The 15,334-nt window shown below is 53.8% G+C and carries 30 protein-coding genes; all 30 read right to left on the bottom strand.

From position 1 onward, the window contains the following. Positions 1–28 precede the first annotated feature (28 nt). Positions 29–406: a 50S ribosomal protein L17 gene (gene rplQ / locus ACTCIA_RS12485; protein WP_463002144.1), complete on the bottom strand. Its 378-nt coding sequence runs from the start codon at positions 404–406 to the stop codon at positions 29–31. Between the two features lie 7 nt (positions 407–413). Continuing rightward, positions 414–1,439, bottom strand: a complete 1,026-nt coding sequence (locus ACTCIA_RS12480; RefSeq protein ID WP_463002143.1) for a DNA-directed RNA polymerase subunit alpha — start codon at positions 1,437–1,439, stop codon at positions 414–416. Positions 1,440–1,574: 135 nt separating this feature from the next. After that, positions 1,575–2,204 (bottom strand): 30S ribosomal protein S4, encoded by a 630-nt coding sequence (gene rpsD / locus ACTCIA_RS12475; RefSeq protein WP_463002142.1) that lies wholly within the window; start codon positions 2,202–2,204, stop codon positions 1,575–1,577. Between the two features lie 160 nt (positions 2,205–2,364). After that, positions 2,365–2,757 carry a 30S ribosomal protein S11 gene (gene rpsK / locus ACTCIA_RS12470; protein WP_181551609.1) on the bottom strand — a complete coding sequence of 131 codons (393 nt, stop codon included), beginning with the start codon at positions 2,755–2,757 and terminating at the stop codon, positions 2,365–2,367. A gap of 27 nt (positions 2,758–2,784) precedes the next feature. Continuing rightward, positions 2,785–3,168 carry a 30S ribosomal protein S13 gene (rpsM, locus tag ACTCIA_RS12465; protein ID WP_463002141.1) on the bottom strand — a complete coding sequence of 128 codons (384 nt, stop codon included), beginning with the start codon at positions 3,166–3,168 and terminating at the stop codon, positions 2,785–2,787. Positions 3,169–3,184: 16 nt separating this feature from the next. Next, the gene (gene rpmJ / locus ACTCIA_RS12460; protein ID WP_181551607.1) at positions 3,185–3,298 is read right to left on the bottom strand and encodes a 50S ribosomal protein L36; all 114 of its coding nucleotides are present in this window, start codon (positions 3,296–3,298) and stop codon (positions 3,185–3,187) included. 66 nt (positions 3,299–3,364) lie between these two features. After that, positions 3,365–3,583, bottom strand: coding sequence for a translation initiation factor IF-1 (gene infA, locus ACTCIA_RS12455; RefSeq protein ID WP_181551606.1), 219 nt, complete (start codon positions 3,581–3,583; stop codon positions 3,365–3,367). A gap of 21 nt (positions 3,584–3,604) precedes the next feature. Further along, a complete protein-coding gene (gene secY / locus ACTCIA_RS12450; protein ID WP_463002140.1) occupies positions 3,605–4,927 on the bottom strand; it encodes a preprotein translocase subunit SecY in 1,323 nt (440 codons plus the stop codon). Positions 4,928–4,929: 2 nt separating this feature from the next. Then, positions 4,930–5,370: a 50S ribosomal protein L15 gene (gene rplO, locus ACTCIA_RS12445; protein ID WP_463002139.1), complete on the bottom strand. Its 441-nt coding sequence runs from the start codon at positions 5,368–5,370 to the stop codon at positions 4,930–4,932. Between the two features lie 2 nt (positions 5,371–5,372). Further along, complete coding sequence (rpmD, locus tag ACTCIA_RS12440; protein WP_220128371.1) at positions 5,373–5,555, bottom strand: 50S ribosomal protein L30; 183 nt, start codon at positions 5,553–5,555, stop codon at positions 5,373–5,375. Positions 5,556–5,568: 13 nt separating this feature from the next. Continuing rightward, positions 5,569–6,069 (bottom strand): 30S ribosomal protein S5, encoded by a 501-nt coding sequence (rpsE, locus tag ACTCIA_RS12435; RefSeq protein WP_181551602.1) that lies wholly within the window; start codon positions 6,067–6,069, stop codon positions 5,569–5,571. 24 nt (positions 6,070–6,093) lie between these two features. After that, positions 6,094–6,462, bottom strand: coding sequence for a 50S ribosomal protein L18 (gene rplR, locus ACTCIA_RS12430; protein WP_463002138.1), 369 nt, complete (start codon positions 6,460–6,462; stop codon positions 6,094–6,096). Between the two features lie 39 nt (positions 6,463–6,501). Next, positions 6,502–7,035: a 50S ribosomal protein L6 gene (gene rplF, locus ACTCIA_RS12425; RefSeq protein ID WP_463002137.1), complete on the bottom strand. Its 534-nt coding sequence runs from the start codon at positions 7,033–7,035 to the stop codon at positions 6,502–6,504. Positions 7,036–7,049: 14 nt separating this feature from the next. Beyond that, on the bottom strand, positions 7,050–7,445 hold the full coding sequence (gene rpsH, locus ACTCIA_RS12420; protein ID WP_463002136.1) for a 30S ribosomal protein S8: 396 nt from the start codon (positions 7,443–7,445) through the stop codon (positions 7,050–7,052). 99 nt (positions 7,446–7,544) lie between these two features. Continuing rightward, positions 7,545–7,730: a type Z 30S ribosomal protein S14 gene (locus ACTCIA_RS12415; RefSeq protein WP_463002135.1), complete on the bottom strand. Its 186-nt coding sequence runs from the start codon at positions 7,728–7,730 to the stop codon at positions 7,545–7,547. Positions 7,731–7,798: 68 nt separating this feature from the next. Then, entirely contained in the window at positions 7,799–8,335 is a 537-nt protein-coding gene (gene rplE / locus ACTCIA_RS12410) for a 50S ribosomal protein L5 (protein ID WP_463002134.1), read from the bottom strand. Between the two features lie 24 nt (positions 8,336–8,359). After that, a complete protein-coding gene (gene rplX / locus ACTCIA_RS12405; protein ID WP_463002133.1) occupies positions 8,360–8,689 on the bottom strand; it encodes a 50S ribosomal protein L24 in 330 nt (109 codons plus the stop codon). Between the two features lie 55 nt (positions 8,690–8,744). Further along, positions 8,745–9,113, bottom strand: coding sequence for a 50S ribosomal protein L14 (rplN, locus tag ACTCIA_RS12400; protein ID WP_181551595.1), 369 nt, complete (start codon positions 9,111–9,113; stop codon positions 8,745–8,747). An 18-nt stretch (positions 9,114–9,131) separates the two neighbouring features. Next, positions 9,132–9,392, bottom strand: a complete 261-nt coding sequence (gene rpsQ / locus ACTCIA_RS12395) for a 30S ribosomal protein S17 (protein ID WP_463002132.1) — start codon at positions 9,390–9,392, stop codon at positions 9,132–9,134. Between the two features lie 16 nt (positions 9,393–9,408). After that, a complete protein-coding gene (rpmC, locus tag ACTCIA_RS12390; RefSeq protein WP_463002131.1) occupies positions 9,409–9,606 on the bottom strand; it encodes a 50S ribosomal protein L29 in 198 nt (65 codons plus the stop codon). After that, entirely contained in the window at positions 9,606–10,019 is a 414-nt protein-coding gene (rplP, locus tag ACTCIA_RS12385; RefSeq protein WP_410268006.1) for a 50S ribosomal protein L16, read from the bottom strand. Before rplP ends, rpmC begins: the two co-directional genes overlap by 1 nt. Before the next feature lie 18 nt (positions 10,020–10,037). Continuing rightward, on the bottom strand, positions 10,038–10,691 hold the full coding sequence (rpsC, locus tag ACTCIA_RS12380; protein ID WP_181551591.1) for a 30S ribosomal protein S3: 654 nt from the start codon (positions 10,689–10,691) through the stop codon (positions 10,038–10,040). A 15-nt stretch (positions 10,692–10,706) separates the two neighbouring features. Continuing rightward, complete coding sequence (gene rplV, locus ACTCIA_RS12375) at positions 10,707–11,045, bottom strand: 50S ribosomal protein L22 (RefSeq protein ID WP_181551590.1); 339 nt, start codon at positions 11,043–11,045, stop codon at positions 10,707–10,709. A 30-nt stretch (positions 11,046–11,075) separates the two neighbouring features. Continuing rightward, positions 11,076–11,357, bottom strand: coding sequence for a 30S ribosomal protein S19 (rpsS, locus tag ACTCIA_RS12370; RefSeq protein WP_463002130.1), 282 nt, complete (start codon positions 11,355–11,357; stop codon positions 11,076–11,078). 61 nt (positions 11,358–11,418) lie between these two features. After that, positions 11,419–12,243 (bottom strand): 50S ribosomal protein L2, encoded by an 825-nt coding sequence (gene rplB, locus ACTCIA_RS12365; RefSeq protein WP_463002129.1) that lies wholly within the window; start codon positions 12,241–12,243, stop codon positions 11,419–11,421. A gap of 16 nt (positions 12,244–12,259) precedes the next feature. Further along, positions 12,260–12,547 (bottom strand): 50S ribosomal protein L23, encoded by a 288-nt coding sequence (rplW, locus tag ACTCIA_RS12360; protein ID WP_181551587.1) that lies wholly within the window; start codon positions 12,545–12,547, stop codon positions 12,260–12,262. Continuing rightward, positions 12,544–13,167, bottom strand: coding sequence for a 50S ribosomal protein L4 (gene rplD, locus ACTCIA_RS12355; protein ID WP_463002128.1), 624 nt, complete (start codon positions 13,165–13,167; stop codon positions 12,544–12,546). Before rplD ends, rplW begins: the two co-directional genes overlap by 4 nt. 87 nt (positions 13,168–13,254) lie before the next feature. Continuing rightward, a complete protein-coding gene (gene rplC, locus ACTCIA_RS12350) occupies positions 13,255–13,884 on the bottom strand; it encodes a 50S ribosomal protein L3 (protein ID WP_463002127.1) in 630 nt (209 codons plus the stop codon). Between the two features lie 21 nt (positions 13,885–13,905). Beyond that, positions 13,906–14,217 (bottom strand): 30S ribosomal protein S10, encoded by a 312-nt coding sequence (rpsJ, locus tag ACTCIA_RS12345; protein WP_220128370.1) that lies wholly within the window; start codon positions 14,215–14,217, stop codon positions 13,906–13,908. A gap of 13 nt (positions 14,218–14,230) precedes the next feature. Further along, the coding region (gene tuf / locus ACTCIA_RS12340) for an elongation factor Tu (RefSeq protein ID WP_463002126.1) at positions 14,231–15,334 on the bottom strand (1,104 nt) is incomplete at its 5' end.

Here is a 15,334-nt window from a genome sequence, read left to right as displayed (position 1 = left end):
GGAAGTCCGGGGAAGTCCGGCGGAATGTTTACCGGGAAACTGCCTCAGGCTTTTCGCCGGTGAGTTCCACCATCGAAACCGGTGCGGCATCTCCGGGCCGGCAGCCGAGTTTCACCACCCGGGTGTAACCGCCGTTGATATCGCCAAAACGTTTGGGCGCTTCGGCAAAAATCTGGTGTACCACGGCCTTCTCCCTTACGATGGAAAGGGCCTGGCGCCTGGCATGCAAATCTCCGCGCTTGGCAAGGGTGATGATATGGTCCGCCCACCGGCGAAGCTCCTTGGCCTTGGCATCCGTGGTTTTAATCCGGTCGTGCTTGAGCAGGGAGGTGACCATGTTGCGAAACATGGCCTGGCGATGGCTGCTGGTGCGATTTAATTTGACTCCGCTTTTTTTATGTCGCATGGCTATCTTATTCCTCTTTCTGATCCTGGTCATCGTCCGGGGGCACAAATCCTTCCAGTTTCATACCCAGCGACAGCCCCATCTCGGACAACAGTTCCTTAATCTCGTTTAGGGATTTGCGGCCGAAATTTTTGGTTTTCAGCATCTCATTTTCGGTCTTCTGGACCAATTGGTAAATTTTCCGGATATTGGCATTTCTCAGGCAATTGGCGCTTCGAACGGAAAGCTCCAGCTCATCCACGTCCAGATACAAGTTCGGGTTGAACTGGGGCGTGGATTCCTCCTGGGATTCATCCGGAGGCGCGGGTTCCTGATCTTCATCAAAGTTGATAAATGAATGCATTTGCTCTTTTAAGATCTTGGCCGCATAAGCAATGGCATCCATGGGCTTGACCGATCCGTCGGTCCAGATTTCCATTGTCAGCTTGTCATAATCGGTCCGCTGTCCAACCCGGGCGTTGCCCACCAGGTAATTGACCCGGTAAATGGGTGAAAAAATCGCATCAATGGGCAATGTGCCAACAGGTGCCTCCGGGTCCCGGTTGGCCTCGGCCAGGGAATAACTCTTGCCGGCCTGTACCGTCAGGGTCATCTGTAGGTTGCCCTCAGAGGTCAGCGTGGCGATATGCTGCGCCGGATTCAAGACTTCAACACGGCCGTCTCCGCTGACGATATCAGCGGCCGTAACAGTCCGCTCGCCCTTGGCTTCCACTGTCATGGTCCTGGGTTCGGCGTCATCGGTTTTCACCCGAACCTTTTTGAGATTTAGCATAATTTCCGAAACATCTTCCAAAACCCCGGGAACAGCGCTGTATTCGTGCATCACCCCTTCGATCTTGACCGAAGTGATGGCAGCGCCGTACAGTGACGAAAGTATGATCCGCCTCAGGGAGTTGCCGATGGTGATGCCAAATCCCCTCTCCAGCGGCTCCCACACAAACTTGCCATAGGTGGCTGTCTGCTGGTCGATCTCAACCCTGCCGGGCCGGATCATGTCCCGCCAGTTCATATATGTCAATTCGTTCAAGGGCATTTTCACTCTCCCACCTGTTTGATATCCATCCGCCTTGGTTCCGGGTAGTCAGGAGTCGCACCAAATCAGATTTCAGTTGTCCTGCATCAGACCGGCAAAGGCTCTTGTGGCTCAATATGCCGGAATTTCCAAAGATTACTTGGAGTAAAACTCAATAATCTGATTTTCCTGGACCGGCATGGTGATATCGTCGCGAACCGGCAAGGTTTTCACGCTGCCTTTCAACGTCTCCTTATCCAGTTCCAGCCACTGGGGCATGCCCCGGCGCACCATGGACTCGACAGCCTCATTGATCGCTGCCACATTGCGGCTTTTTTTCCGGATTTCAACTACGTCTCCGGGCTTTACCTGGTAAGAAGGAATATTGACCTTCCGGCCGTTGATGAGGAAATGATTGTGCTTGACCAGCTGACGGCCCTGGACCCGGGAACTGGCAAAACCCAAACGATAAACGACGTTGTCCAGCCGGCATTCAAGCATCACCAGCAAATTGGTCCCGGTAACGCCTTTTTTCTGCTCGGAGCGCTCAAAAAACAGCCGAAACTGTTTTTCCGACAAACCGTAAGCACGCTTGACTTTTTGTTTTTCCCGAAGCTGAAGTCCATAGTCGGAGATTTTTCCCCCGCGCCGCTGGCCATGCTGTCCCGGTGGATAACTGCGCCGGTCAAAGGCGCATTTATCCGAATAACACCGATCGCCCTTGAAATAAAGTTTCAAGTTTTCCCGGCGGCATATCCGACATACAGATCCACGATATCGTGACAATGCTTCCTCCCTTGGATGAGATATATAATTCGATCGAAAGAACCGTTTGCCCGACGACAACTGAGAAAGGGAAACAAACGGTTTTGTCGGTTTAATTCCGAATAATGGCAGAAACAGCTCTTTGCTGTTTTTGCCAAACGTTTCAGCGAATGCGCAGCGGTTAAACCCTGCGACGCTTGGGCGGCTTACAGCCATTGTGGGGCACCGGGGTGACGTCCTTTATCAGGGCCACATTCAGACCTGTGGCCTGCAGTGCCTTAAGGGCCGATTCCCGGCCGGGCCCGGGGCCTTTTACGTAGACCTCGACGTTTTTCATGCCGTGTTCCATGGCCTTTTTGGCCGCATCCTCAGAAGCCTGCTGGGCGGCAAACGGTGTGCTTTTCCGCGATCCCTTAAAGCCGTTGATCCCGGCACTCGACCAGGAAATCACATTGCCGCCCGGATCCGTGATTGTCACAAGGGTATTGTTAAATGTGGAATGGATATGCACGACACCGCTTGCAATATTTTTTTTGGCCTTTTTTTTCGTGCGTACTGCTTTTCGTTTCGCCATCGGTTCCCGCCTTTACATAAATTTCAATTACTTTTTCTTGATTCCGCCCTTTTTCTTCACCGCAGCCCGGCGCGGGCCTTTTCGGGTTCGCGCATTGGTTGAGGTCCGCTGGCCGTGCGCCGGCAGCCCTCTGCGATGCCGCAGCCCACGGTAGCAGCCAAGATCCATGAGACGCTTGACGTTCATGGAGATTTCAGTGCGCAGCTCCCCTTCAACCTTGTAATCGTTGTCAATGATCCGGCGAATCTGGTTGATGTCCGAATCCGTAAGGCTGTCTGTCTTAATGCTCTCCTCAATGCCGAGCCTGGACAGAATCTCCCTGGAAGTGGAGTAGCCGATGCCGTAAATGTAGGTCAGGCCGATGAGTATATGTTTGTTTTTCGGTAAATCGACTCCTGCAATACGTGCCAATGTGCTTGCCTCCTTATTATCCCTGCCGCTGTTTGTGCCGCTTGTTGATACAAATCACCCGGACCGTACCCCTGCGCTTGATAATCTTGCAATTACGGCATATCTTTTTTACAGATGCTCTGACTTTCATAATTGCTCCTCGTGTGCATTGCCTGTCAAATCCATGTAAACATGTTCGCAGCCGCCGGCGCGTCTGCTACTTGGTGCGGTATGTAATCCGTCCCCGGCTCAGGTCATAAGGGGAAAGTTCCACAGTTACATTGTCGCCGGGCAGAATCTTGATAAAATGCATCCGCATCTTACCGGACAGATGCGCAAGAATCATGTGCTTGTTTTCCAGTTCCACCTTAAACATTGCATTGGGAAGGGTTTCAATAACCTTGCCCTGAACCTTGATGGCTTCCTCTTTTGCCATGCAAATCCCCCGCTTCTGCTGTTACCGGCCCTTGCGCTTTGCGCCCGCCGGAGACATAAATCCTTCATAATTCCTGGTAATCAGGTGCGACTCGATCTGCCTGACCGTATCAATGGCGACCCCAACCACAATCAACAGCGCAGTGCCGCCAAAATAAAACGGGACATTAAACTTGGTCATCAAAATCGAAGGCAGCACACAGACAGCTGACACATACAAGGCACCCCCGAGGGTGATGCGGGTCAAAACCCGGTCAATATAATCGGCCGTCCGCTTTCCCGGTCGTATGCCTGGAATGTAGCCGCCGTACTTCTTCATATTCTCTGCCACGTCTACAGGATTAAAGACAATGGCGGTGTAAAAGTAACAGAAAAAGAAGATAAAGGCCACAAACATCAATTCATAAATCAAAGAACCGGGCATCAGGGCATTGGAAACAGTCTCCATCCACGGGACCCCGGAAAAGAAACTGGCCAGGGTGGAGGGAAACATAATCAGCGATGATGCAAAAATCGGCGGAATCACGCCGGATGTATTGATTTTCAACGGCAGATGCGTACTCTGCCCGCCGTACATCCGCCGGCCGACCACCCGCTTGGCGTATTGCACAGGAATTCGCCGCTGGCCCATTTCCATGAAGATGATAAAGGCAACAACCCCAACCATGAGGATTGAAAGGATGATAATTCCAAAAACCCCCATTTCACCGGTGGTCATCATGCGAAAGGTGTTGCCGATGGCGGCCGGAAGGCGAGCGACAATTCCGGCAAAAACAATCAGGGATATACCGTTTCCGATGCCGCGCTCGCTGATCTGCTCGCCGAGCCACATGATAAAGGCGGTTCCGGCGGTCAGGGTGATCATGGTCATGATCCGAAACGACCAGCCCGGCTCAATGACAATGGGCGCATTTCCGGGCGAGGTCATGTTCTCAAGCCCGATGCTGATACCAAATCCCTGGATCAAACTCAGCGCCACAGTACCATAGCGTGTGTACTGGGTGATTTTTTTCTTTCCCTGCTCGCCTTCTTTGTTCAGCTGTTCCAGATGCGGAATCACAACAGTGAGCAGCTGAATGATAATCGAGGCGCTGATGTAGGGCATGATCCCGAGGGCAAAAACTGAAAGACGCTCAAGGGCACCGCCGGAAAACATGTCAAAAATACCAAAGATGGTATTCTGATGCTGGGCGAAAAAAGCCGCCAGGGAATCTCCGTCAACGCCCGGGGTTGGAATATGCACACCGACTCTGTAAACCCCAAGCAGGGCCAGGGTGAACAAAATTCGGCGCTTGAGCTCCGGTATCTTAAATATATTCTGTACGCCCGGACCCGTCGCAGCCATGTTTATGCCACCTCAACTTTGCCGCCGGCAGCCTCGATCTTTTCTCTGGCGCTTTTGCTCACAGCCGCCACGCGTACATTGACTGCAGCGCTGATCTCCCCCTGCCCCAGCAATTTGACGGGTTTGTTTTTTCCATTGATCACGCCGGCTGAAATCAGCGCTTCGCGGTCAATGGTCGCCCCTTCGGAAAAGCGTCCCAGATCCCGGACATTGACCACGGAATAATCTTTTCGAAAAGGATTTAAAAATCCGCGCTTGGGCAGGCGCCGGTGAAGCGGCATCTGGCCGCCTTCAAAGCCAGGGCGCACACCGCCGCCGGAGCGGCTGTTATGACCCTTGGTGCCTCTGCCCCCGGTTTTACCTGTGCCCGAGGCCACACCCCGGCCGAGTCGTTTCCGGTTTTTCGTGCTGCTTATTTCGGGTTTGAGTTCATGCAATCTCATGATTATTGTCCCTCCACGCGAACCAGGTGCGAAACCTTGCCGACCATGCCGCGAATCGCTGGAGTATCAACCAGTTCCACTGTTTTGTGCATCCGGGTCAGCCCCATGCCCTGCAAAATTTTGCGATGCTTGGCAGGGCGGCCATAATAGCTTCGAACAAGGGTGATTTTGAGTAAGTCGGCCATTTGCCAAATTTCCTTATATCGAAAGTTCTTCTGCCTGTATCCCGCGCTTGCTGGCCACCTGATCCCTGCTCTGAAGCTGGGCAAGACCGTCCATGGTGGCCCGGACTGCATTGTGCGGATTGTTTGAACCGATGCATTTTGTCAGGATATTGCGAATCCCAACGGCTTCCAAAACCGCCCGGACCGCACCGCCGGCAATCACGCCGGTACCCTTGCCAGCCGGCTTTAAAAAAACCGATCCCGCACCGAATCTGCCATTGACCGAATAAGCAATCGTTCCATCCTCCAGAGGCACGGCTATCATGCTTTTCTTAGCTTTTTCAACGCCTTTGCGGATGGCCTCGGGCACCTCATGGGCCTTTCCAAGGCCGAAGCCCACATTACCCTGTCCGTCGCCAACCACGACCATGGCGCTGAAGCTAAACCGGCGGCCGCCCTTGACAACTTTGGCCACGCGGCTGATATGAACGACCTTGTCAATAAACAAGTTCTCGTCTGTTTCCTTCTTGAGCAAGGGATCGCCTCCTTATTCTCTTTATTAAAAATCCAACCCGTTTTTTCGCGCCGCTTCGGACACAGCCCGAACCCGGCCATGGTACATGTACCCGTTGCGGTCAAAAACCACCGACGTAATGCCTTTGCCTGAAGCCCGCTGGGCAAGAAGCCTGCCGATTTCATCGGCGGCAGCCACCTTGTTTTCATATTTGCCCTGATCCCGGACCTGCTTTTCCACGGTGGAAGCCGAAGCCAGTGTCTCACCCCGGGTATCATCGATAATTTGTGCATATATGTGCCGGGCGCTGCGGAAAACCGTCAGTCTCGGGCGCTGTGGCGTACCCTGGACCTTCTTCCGGATTCGTTTTTTCCGCCTGATGCGCATGGCCTCTCGTTTCTGTGTCGAACCCATAATCGCCAATCCCTGTTGTACATGAAGATAATGAAAGGATTATTTCGCTGTTTTGCCGGCTTTACGCTGGATCTGTTCTTCGGCATACTTCACACCCTTGCCCTTGTAGGGCTCGGGCGGTCGCATCTGCCGAATGGAAGATGCCGCAAAACCAAGCAGTTCCTTGTCGATGCCGGAAAGCCGAATGGCTGATTTATCAACCGCAGCGTCAATGCCTTCGGGAAGCACGAAATTAATGGGATGCGAATACCCCAGATGCAACTCCAGATTGCTCCCCTTGATTTCGGCACGGTATCCAATGCCATTGATTTCCAGGACCCGCACAAACCCGCTGCTCACACCGGTGATCATGTTGGCCACCTGAGCCCGGGTGGTGCCCCACAACGACTTGGTTTTCTTATCATTGCGCGCCACGCTCACAACAACCTGCTCATCGCCAAGCTCCAGGGTCACATCCGGATGAATCTGCCGGGTAAGCGTCCCCTTGGGCCCCTCCACAGTAAGCATGCCCCTGTTAAAGCTCAGTTTTGTTTTTTCCGGTACGGGTATCGGTTTCTTGCCTACGCGAGACATTTTTTACTCCTTGACTACCAGATATTGCAGAGAACTTCCCCGCCGATGTTTTCCTTTTTGGCCTGCCTGTCGGTCATGATCCCCCTTGAGGTCGACAGAACAGATACGCCCAGGCCGTTTAGCACCGGCCGGATTTCATCTTTGGCCACATAGACGCGGCGGCTGGGCTTGCTGACCCGTTCCAGGCCATAAATCACATGCCGGTCACTGGCGTCATATTTTAGAAAAACCCGCAGAAAACCCTGCTTGTTGTCCTTGATGAACTTATAGTTCTTAATGTAGCCTTCCCGTTTCATCACGTCCGCCATGGCGACTTTAATGTTGGCACCGGGAATATCCACACTTTTGTGTTTTGCCTTGCCGGCGTTTCGAATGCGGGTCAACATATCCGCAAGTGGATCACTCAACATGGCCTACTCCGTTTGTTATCAAAATAAAATAATGGAAATTCACAATCCGTCCTTTTCCCTTGATCCTACTTCCATGCCACAGCCCCTGATTCCGGGCGCCTACCAGCTTGATTTTTTCACGCCCGGCAGCAGACCTTCGGAGGCCATATTTCGAAAACAGATGCGGCAGATGCCGAATTTGCGCATGAAGGCTCTGGACCGTCCGCAAATCGGGCAACGGTTGTACGCCCTGACCTTGAATTTGGGTTGTTTCATCGCCTTTTCGCGAAGCGCTTTTTTCGCCAAACTTTCTTCCTCCTTATCCGTGGATCCGGATCCGTGAAAACTCCCCTGCCCGGGTGCGGTTTTCTCCATTAATTGCGAAACGGCATCCCAAGGAGCCGGAGCAGTTCCTTTCCTTCCGGATTGGTTTGGGCCGTGGTGACAATGGTGATATTCATCCCCTTGATGGAGTCCACCTGGTCATACTCAATTTCCGGAAAGATAATCTGCTCTTTGATGCCCAGGGTATAATTGCCGAAACCGTCAAACGCTTTGCCCGATACCCCGCGGAAATCCCGGACTCGCGGCAGGGCGATGTTGACGAGTTTTTCATAGAAGTCATACATCCGCTGATGGCGCAGGGTGACCATGCAGCCAATGGGCATGCCCTCGCGGACCTTAAAAGCGGCTACAGACTTCTTGGCCCGGGTCACCACCGGCGCCTGGCCGGTAATCACCTTGAGCTCGGCCTGAGCGGAATCCAGAACTTTTATGTTCTGAATGGCCTCTCCAAGCCCCATGTTGATTACTATTTTATCCAGCCTTGGGACCTGGTGAATATTTTTGTACTCAAAGGTCTTCCGCAACCCGGAAATGACCTCGTTTTGATATACATCTTTCAGTGACATGAAATACCCTCCGGTTGTGACCTGCTAGGCATCGAGATGTTCTTTACATTTACTGCAGATCCGCACCTTTTTGCCGTCTTCCAGGCGTTTGCTCCCAATTCGCGTAGGTTTGGCGCATTTGGCGCAGATCAGCATCACATTGGATGCGTCAATGGGCGCCTCACCCTCGATAATACCGCCCTGACGGCTCTGGGGCCCGGGTTTCTGATGGCGCTTGACCATGTTGACATTTTCCACCATCACACGATTGTGTTTGCGGTCCACGCTGAGCACGTTGCGAATCTTTCCCCGATCCTTGCCGGCAAGGACCTTGACCTTGTCATTTTTCTTAATGCGACACTTGACTTTTTCCATGAACCGTTTCCCTCCCGGCCTGATACTATCCATTGGATCGATAACGAAGGCTGTGTTACAGAACTTCCGGTGCCAGTGAAATGATTTTCATAAACCGGTGGGCCCGAAGCTCGCGGGCCACCGGCCCAAAGATACGGGTTCCAACGGGTTCCCGGTGCTGATTGATCAGCACTGCGGAATTATCGTCAAACCGGATATAGGAGCCGTCAGGCCGACGGGTTTCCTTTTTGGTGCGAACCACCACGGCCTTTAACACATCGCCTTTTTTGACCTTTGAATTGGGTATGGCCTCTTTGACCGACACCACAATGATATCTCCGATGCGGGCGTACCGTCTTCGGCTGCCGCCGAGGACCTTGATGCAATACACCTCTTTTGCGCCGGAATTATCTGCAACAGACAATCTTGTTTCCGCCTGGATCATTTTCTTTATCCCCTGTGATCAAACCGCTTTTTCGATGATCTGGCTGATGCGCCAGCGCTTGCGCTTACTAAGCGGTCTGGATTCCGTAATCATCACCCGGTCTCCGATACCGCAGGTATTGTTTTCATCATGGGCTGCATAACGGGCCCGGCGCCGGACAAATTTCTTATACACCGAATGGCGTACGAGCCGTTCAACCTGTACCGTCACGGTTTTGTCCGTCTTGTTGCTCAAAACCGTTCCCACCAGTTGTTGTTTCATCCCTCGTGTCTTATTCATTGGCCAATCATCACCGCTATCTGTTAGTGAACGCCTGCTGACGCTTTATGGTCTTGATCCGCGCTATATCTCGGCGGACCTGATTGATGCGTCTGGGATTTTCGAGCTGTCCGGTCTTGTGCTGGAACCGCAGATTAAAATAGGTCTGCACCAGGTCATCGAGCCGGCTATCGAGTTCGTCGGGGCCAAGCCCCCGAAATTCTTTGGCTTCCATCAGATCTGGCTCCTTTCGACGACTTTGGTTTTAATCGGCAGTTTGTACGCCGCCAGCCGAAGCGCCTCATATGCCAGTTCACGGGGAACCCCTTCCATTTCGTAAAGGATGCGCCCCGGCTTGATCACCGCAACCCATGCCTCGGGTGCGCCCTTGCCTTTGCCCATCCGGACTTCAGCCGGCTTTTTGGTAATCGGCTTGTCCGGAAAGATCCGGATCCACATTTTTCCACCGCGCTTGACTTTTCGGGTCATGGCAATACGTGCGGCTTCAATCTGACGGGAGGTGATCATTCCGCATTCAACGGCCTGCAGGCCGTAATCGCCGAAGTTCAGGCTGGAACCGCGCTCAGCCTTGCCCTTCATCCGGCCTTTCTGGCGTTTTCTATATTTTACCTTTTTGGGACTCAGCATGGTATAGACTCCTGTAAATTACTGCCGCTCGGCCGGTATCTGATCATCGGCCAGAATCTCACCCTTGAAAATGTAGACCTTGACGCCAATGGTGCCATAGGTGGTTTCAGCAACGGCCAGCCCGTAATCAATATCGGCACGCAGCGTATGCAAGGGGATCCGCCCCTCTTTGTACCACTCGATTCTCGCCATTTCCGCACCCCCGAGCCGGCCGGAGCAAATGATCTTAACCCCCTTGGCGCCAAATCGCATGGCCGAGGAAACGCATCTTTTCATTGCCCTGCGAAAAGCCACCCGGCGTACCAGCTGATTGGCGACATTTTCAGCCACCAACTGGGCATCAAGCTCCGGCTTGCGCACCTCCTGGATATCCACCATGACTTCTGCGGAAACCAGTTTTTCAAGCTCCTTTTTCAGAGCCTCGATCTCCGAGCCTTTTTTGCCGATGACAATACCGGGACGGGCTGCATAAATGCGGAGCTTGATCCGTTTGGAGGACCGTTCGATTTCGATCTTGGAGATACCGGCGTGGTACAGCTTTTTCTTTAAAAACTGCCGGATCTTGTGATCCTCGAAAATATAGCCGGCGTATTCCTTGTCCGCATACCACCGCGAACTCCAGGTGCGGTTGATTCCCAGCCGCATGCCTATGGGATTGACTTTCTGACCCAAACCACCTACCTCCTTTTATGCGCTGCCTTGGCCGACGATGACCGTTATATGACTAGTACGCTTTAATATCCGTGTCGCACGACCCCGGGCACGGGGGCGAAACCGCTTTAGCATGGGCCCTTCATCCACAATGATGTTCTTGATCACCAGTTGGTCCACATCTATGCCCGCATTCTGATCGGCGTTGGCCACTGCAGAGCGCACGATCTTTTCCACCATCCCCGCGGCTTTCTGCGGCATGAACTTAAGCGTGTTAAGCCCGGACTCCACCGGCTGGCCCTTGACGGTCCCGATGACCTTCCGCACCTTTTGCGGTGATATGCGCATGTATTTGCCTGACGCCTTCACATCCATATCCGCATCCTCGATTCGATTTACGATTGACTACTTCTTCATTTTGGATTTTTTGTCCCCGGCATGCCCGTAAAAGGTCCGGGTCGGCGAAAATTCGCCCAGTTTGTGTCCGACCATATTTTCGGTCACGAAAACGGGAATGAATTTTTTTCCGTTATGCACCGCCAGGGTCAGTCCCACCATTTCGGGAATAATGGTCGATCGCCTGGACCAGGTCTTAATGACTTTTGCGCTTCGGGCCTCCTGAGAAGAAACCACCTTGCCGTGAAGCTTGGGTTCTACGTAGGGGCCTTTTTTTAACGAACGCGGCATAATTGCTCCTGCTTGTTACAACAGTGTTCTGGGTATAAATTGTGCGATAACAATTCGCATCTTACCTGCGCCTCTTGACAATGAGCCGGTCGCTCTGCTTTGTGCGCTTCCGGGTTCGAAAGCCCTTTGCCGGCATCCCCCAGGGAGAACAGGGGTGACGTCCGCCCGAGGAACGGCCTTCGCCGCCGCCCATGGGATGGTCCACCGGGTTCATGACAACACCCCGGGTCCGGGGCCGACGGCCGAGATAACGTTTGCGCCCGGCCTTGCCCAGGGAAACATTGGAATGATCCGAATTGCCGATCTGGCCGATGGTGGCGCGATTGGCCACCAACACCATCCGCACTTCCCCGGAGGGCAGCTTAACGGTTGCATACCGGCCTTCCTTGGCCATGAGCTGGGCAAATCCACCTGCGCTTTTCACCAGCTGACCGCCTCTGCCGGTCCGAAGCTCGATGTTGTGAACATGGGTGCCCAGAGGAATATGGCTCAGGGGCAGACAATTGCCGGGCCGGATTTCCGCCTCTGGTCCGGACATGACGGTCTGGCCCACCACAAGTTTTGCGGGCGCCAGGATGTATCGTTTCTCACCGTCTGCGTAGTGCAGCAAGGCAATGCGGGCAGACCGGTTGGGATCATATTCAATGGCTGCAACCTTTGCCGGCACTCCGTCCTTGTCCCGCTTGAAATCAATGATCCGGTAAAACCGTTTTGTACCGCCGCCCCGATGCCGGGCTGTAATCCGGCCGTTGGCATTTCTGCCGCCGGTTTTCTTGATGGGCTTTAACAGCTGCCTTTCCGGTTCTTTCTTTGTAATCTCCGAAAAGGTGGAATATGTCTGAAACCGGCGTCCGTGGGACGTGGGTTTTACTTTTTTAGTCGCCATTGGTCTTCACCTTCGCTTATGCACCTTCAAAAAATTTGATCCGGCTGCCGGGCATCAGTGTCACGATTGCTTTTTTCCAGTCCTTGCGCTTGCCCAGAATCCGGCCCCGTCGCTTGAACTTACCCTTGACCCGCATGGTCCGAACCGAACGGACCTCGACGTTGAAGATCGACTCAACAGCCTTCCGGATCTGGACCCGGTTGGAGGCAGGCGCCACCTCAAAGGCCACCTGGTTGAGTTCTTCCCGGGCGATATTGGTCTTTTCCGTATCCACCGGACCTAATATGATATGATAGTCTTTCATGCAGCCAATCTCCCTTCAATCCCCTTGATCGACGGTGCCAGCAAAACCAGGGTCTTGTGGTTCAAAATATCGTAGACATTGAGCCCCTCGACCCGCAACACCTTGACGCCCGGAATATTTCTGGAGGACAGCTCCAGGGTTGCATCCTTTTGATCAATCACGATCAGGGGTTTTTCCAGTTCAAGGCGCTGAAGCGTCGAAGCAACGGCCTTTGTCTTTACCTGATCGAGTGCAAATCCGTCAAGGACAATTATTTCATTATCCTTCAGCTTTGCCGACAAGGCCATTTTCAAAGCCAGGCGACGGACCTTCTTGGGGACCTTGTATGAATAATCCCTGGGCTCGGGACCGAATATCACGCCCCCGCCCCTGAGCAGCGGACTTTTCACATCACCCCGGCGTGCCCGCCCGGTGCCTTTCTGACGAAACATCTTTTGGGTGCTGCCCCGCACCTCGGAACGGCGCTTGACTTTGGCCGTTCCCCGGCGACGGTTGGCCAGCTGCATCCGAACCACCTCGTGCAGAACGCTCTGCTTGACCTCGACATTGAAGATCTCCTCAGAAAGGTCGATCTCCGATACGGTCTCACCCTGTATATTTTTGACTTCCACGACAGCCATGGTCTCCCTCTTTGCATTGCATCCGGCTTATGATGACGGCATTTTCCAATCGTTGAACCCAAACCCCGTCCTGGCAGCCTCCGGAATTTACGACTTTTTCGCCTTGCAGATCTCCACGATCGCGTTTTTCGGACCGGGCACCGCACCCTTGACAAGGATCAGGTTCTGGTCCGGACGGACATCGACCACTTCAAGGTTTTTGGTGGTCTGCCGCACGTTTCCGTACTGACCGGGCATTTTCTTTCCCTTGGCCACTTTGGAAGGCCATGCGCTGTTTCCGATAGAGCCGGGAATCCGATAACAACGACCCCCGTGGGTCTTTCGGCCGAGAGCGAATCCATGCCGTTTGGTCACGCCGGAAAAGCCGTGGCCCTTGGTTTTTCCGGCAATATTGATCTTGTCACCAACCGAGAACATCTCCATGGTGACCTGCTGGCCCGGCTCGAACTGTTCCGGTTCTTTGACGGAAAATTCCCGCAGGCGGTAGAAACCCGTTCCGCCGCTTTTATCAAAATGCCCCTTCAGCGGTTTGTTCAACCGCTGCGGCTTTTTTTCCTTAAACCCAAGCTGCAAGGCGTCATAACCGTCATTGGCCCTGGTTTTTATCTGGGTTACAGTGCACGGGCCCGCCTGAATGACCGTTACCGGCATATATTGACCATTGCTGGCAAAAATGCCCGTCATTCCCAGTTTTTTCCCGAGTATTCCTTCACTCATTTGCGCCACCTGGTCCTTATCCTACAATTTAATATCCACATCCACGCCCGGAGACAAATCCAGCTTCATCAGGGCGTCTACCGTCTGCTGGGTGGGATCCTGGATGTCCAATAACCGCTTGTGGGTCCGGACCTCGAACTGCTCCCGGGATTTCTTGTTCACGTGGGGAGAGCGAAGCACCGTGTATTTGTTGATGCGTGTGGGCAGGGGAATGGGTCCCACCACCCGGGCACCTGTCTTGCGGGCAGTATCGACAATATCCCGGACCGACTGATCCAGCAGTCTGTGATCGTAAGCCCTTAACCGGATTCGTATTTTGGTGTTTGGTATCATGACAGTCCCGTATCTATTCTATGATTTCACTGACAACACCGGCCCCCACGGTTCGGCCGCCTTCACGCACTGCAAAGCGCAGCCCCTCCTCCATGGCGATCGGGGTGATGAGTTCGGCTGAAATCGTTACGTTATCGCCGGGCATCACCATCTCTACACCATCGGGCAGCGTGCACACCCCGGTAACATCCGTGGTCCGGAAATAAAACTGCGGCCGGTAGCCAGAGAAAAACGGTGTATGACGCCCGCCTTCATCCTTGCTCAGCACGTAAACCTCGGCCTTGAACTTGGTGTGCGGCGTAATCGTTCCGGGTGCGGCCACCACCTGGCCACGCTCAACCTCATCGCGCTTGGTGCCACGAAGCAAAAGACCCACGTTATCACCGGCCTGGCCTTGGTCAAGCAGCTTGCGAAACATCTCCACGCCCGTACAGGTCGTGTTGATGGTCGGCCGCATGCCCACGATCTCGATCTTGTCGTTGACCTTGATGATCCCGCGCTCAACACGCCCCGTGACAACCGTGCCCCGGCCCGATATCGAAAACACATCTTCGACCGGCATCAAAAACGGCTTGTCCACGTCCCGCTCCGGCTCTGGAATGTAGGCGTCCGTGGCCTCCAGCAAATCCCAGATCGGCTTTACATCCTCGCTGTCCGGATCGTCGCTTTCCAGGGCCTTGAGCGCGCTGCCCCGTATGATCGGGGTGTTGTCACCGTCAAACTCGTAATTGCTCAAAAGCTCCCGAAGCTCCATGTCCACCAGCTCGATGAGCTCCTCGTCGTCGACCATGTCGCACTTGTTTAAAAACACCACGATCTGCGGAACACCAACCTGGCGGGCCAGCAGTATGTGCTCCCGGGTCTGGGGCATGGGGCCGTCATCTGCGCCCACCACCAGTATCGCGCCGTCCATCTGGGCCGCGCCTGTGATCATGTTCTTGATATAGTCGGCATGCCCGGGGCAGTCCACATGTGCGTAGTGCCGGTTGTTGGTCTGATACTCCACGTGGGCCGTGGAAATCGTGATCCCGCGGGCCTTTTCCTCAGGCGCCTTGTCAATCTTGTCAAACGGAATAAACTCCGCCCAGCCACGCAGTCCGCAATGCTTGGTGATCGC

It is taken from the genome of Desulfosalsimonas sp., from assembly GCF_055149105.1.
This window is presented reverse-complemented; position numbering and strand designations above follow the sequence as displayed.

Excerpts from the sequence above, each read along its gene's own strand:
- rplQ (WP_463002144.1), bottom strand. The coding sequence starts at position 406 with ATGCGACATAAAAAAAGCGGAGTCAAATTAAATCGCACCAGCAGCCAT.
- ACTCIA_RS12480 (WP_463002143.1), bottom strand. The coding sequence starts at position 1,439 with ATGCCCTTGAACGAATTGACATATATGAACTGGCGGGACATGATCCGG.
- rpsK (WP_181551609.1), bottom strand. The coding sequence starts at position 2,757 with ATGGCGAAACGAAAAGCAGTACGCACGAAAAAAAAGGCCAAAAAAAAT.
- rpmJ (WP_181551607.1), bottom strand. The coding sequence starts at position 3,298 with ATGAAAGTCAGAGCATCTGTAAAAAAGATATGCCGTAATTGCAAGATT.
- infA (WP_181551606.1), bottom strand. The coding sequence starts at position 3,583 with ATGGCAAAAGAGGAAGCCATCAAGGTTCAGGGCAAGGTTATTGAAACC.
- secY (WP_463002140.1), bottom strand. The coding sequence starts at position 4,927 with ATGGCTGCGACGGGTCCGGGCGTACAGAATATATTTAAGATACCGGAG.
- rplO (WP_463002139.1), bottom strand. The coding sequence starts at position 5,370 with ATGAGATTGCATGAACTCAAACCCGAAATAAGCAGCACGAAAAACCGG.
- rpmD (WP_220128371.1), bottom strand. The coding sequence starts at position 5,555 with ATGGCCGACTTACTCAAAATCACCCTTGTTCGAAGCTATTATGGCCGC.
- rplR (WP_463002138.1), bottom strand. The coding sequence starts at position 6,462 with ATGGGTTCGACACAGAAACGAGAGGCCATGCGCATCAGGCGGAAAAAA.
- rplF (WP_463002137.1), bottom strand. The coding sequence starts at position 7,035 with ATGTCTCGCGTAGGCAAGAAACCGATACCCGTACCGGAAAAAACAAAA.
- rpsH (WP_463002136.1), bottom strand. The coding sequence starts at position 7,445 with ATGTTGAGTGATCCACTTGCGGATATGTTGACCCGCATTCGAAACGCC.
- rplE (WP_463002134.1), bottom strand. The coding sequence starts at position 8,335 with ATGTCACTGAAAGATGTATATCAAAACGAGGTCATTTCCGGGTTGCGG.
- rplX (WP_463002133.1), bottom strand. The coding sequence starts at position 8,689 with ATGGAAAAAGTCAAGTGTCGCATTAAGAAAAATGACAAGGTCAAGGTC.
- rplN (WP_181551595.1), bottom strand. The coding sequence starts at position 9,113 with ATGATCCAGGCGGAAACAAGATTGTCTGTTGCAGATAATTCCGGCGCA.
- rpsQ (WP_463002132.1), bottom strand. The coding sequence starts at position 9,392 with ATGAATAAGACACGAGGGATGAAACAACAACTGGTGGGAACGGTTTTG.
- rpmC (WP_463002131.1), bottom strand. The coding sequence starts at position 9,606 with ATGGAAGCCAAAGAATTTCGGGGGCTTGGCCCCGACGAACTCGATAGC.
- rplP (WP_410268006.1), bottom strand. The coding sequence starts at position 10,019 with ATGCTGAGTCCCAAAAAGGTAAAATATAGAAAACGCCAGAAAGGCCGG.
- rplV (WP_181551590.1), bottom strand. The coding sequence starts at position 11,045 with ATGGATGTGAAGGCGTCAGGCAAATACATGCGCATATCACCGCAAAAG.
- rpsS (WP_463002130.1), bottom strand. The coding sequence starts at position 11,357 with ATGCCGCGTTCGTTAAAAAAAGGCCCCTACGTAGAACCCAAGCTTCAC.
- rplB (WP_463002129.1), bottom strand. The coding sequence starts at position 12,243 with ATGGCGACTAAAAAAGTAAAACCCACGTCCCACGGACGCCGGTTTCAG.
- rplW (WP_181551587.1), bottom strand. The coding sequence starts at position 12,547 with ATGAAAGACTATCATATCATATTAGGTCCGGTGGATACGGAAAAGACC.
- rplD (WP_463002128.1), bottom strand. The coding sequence starts at position 13,167 with ATGGCTGTCGTGGAAGTCAAAAATATACAGGGTGAGACCGTATCGGAG.
- rplC (WP_463002127.1), bottom strand. The coding sequence starts at position 13,884 with ATGAGTGAAGGAATACTCGGGAAAAAACTGGGAATGACGGGCATTTTT.
- rpsJ (WP_220128370.1), bottom strand. The coding sequence starts at position 14,217 with ATGATACCAAACACCAAAATACGAATCCGGTTAAGGGCTTACGATCAC.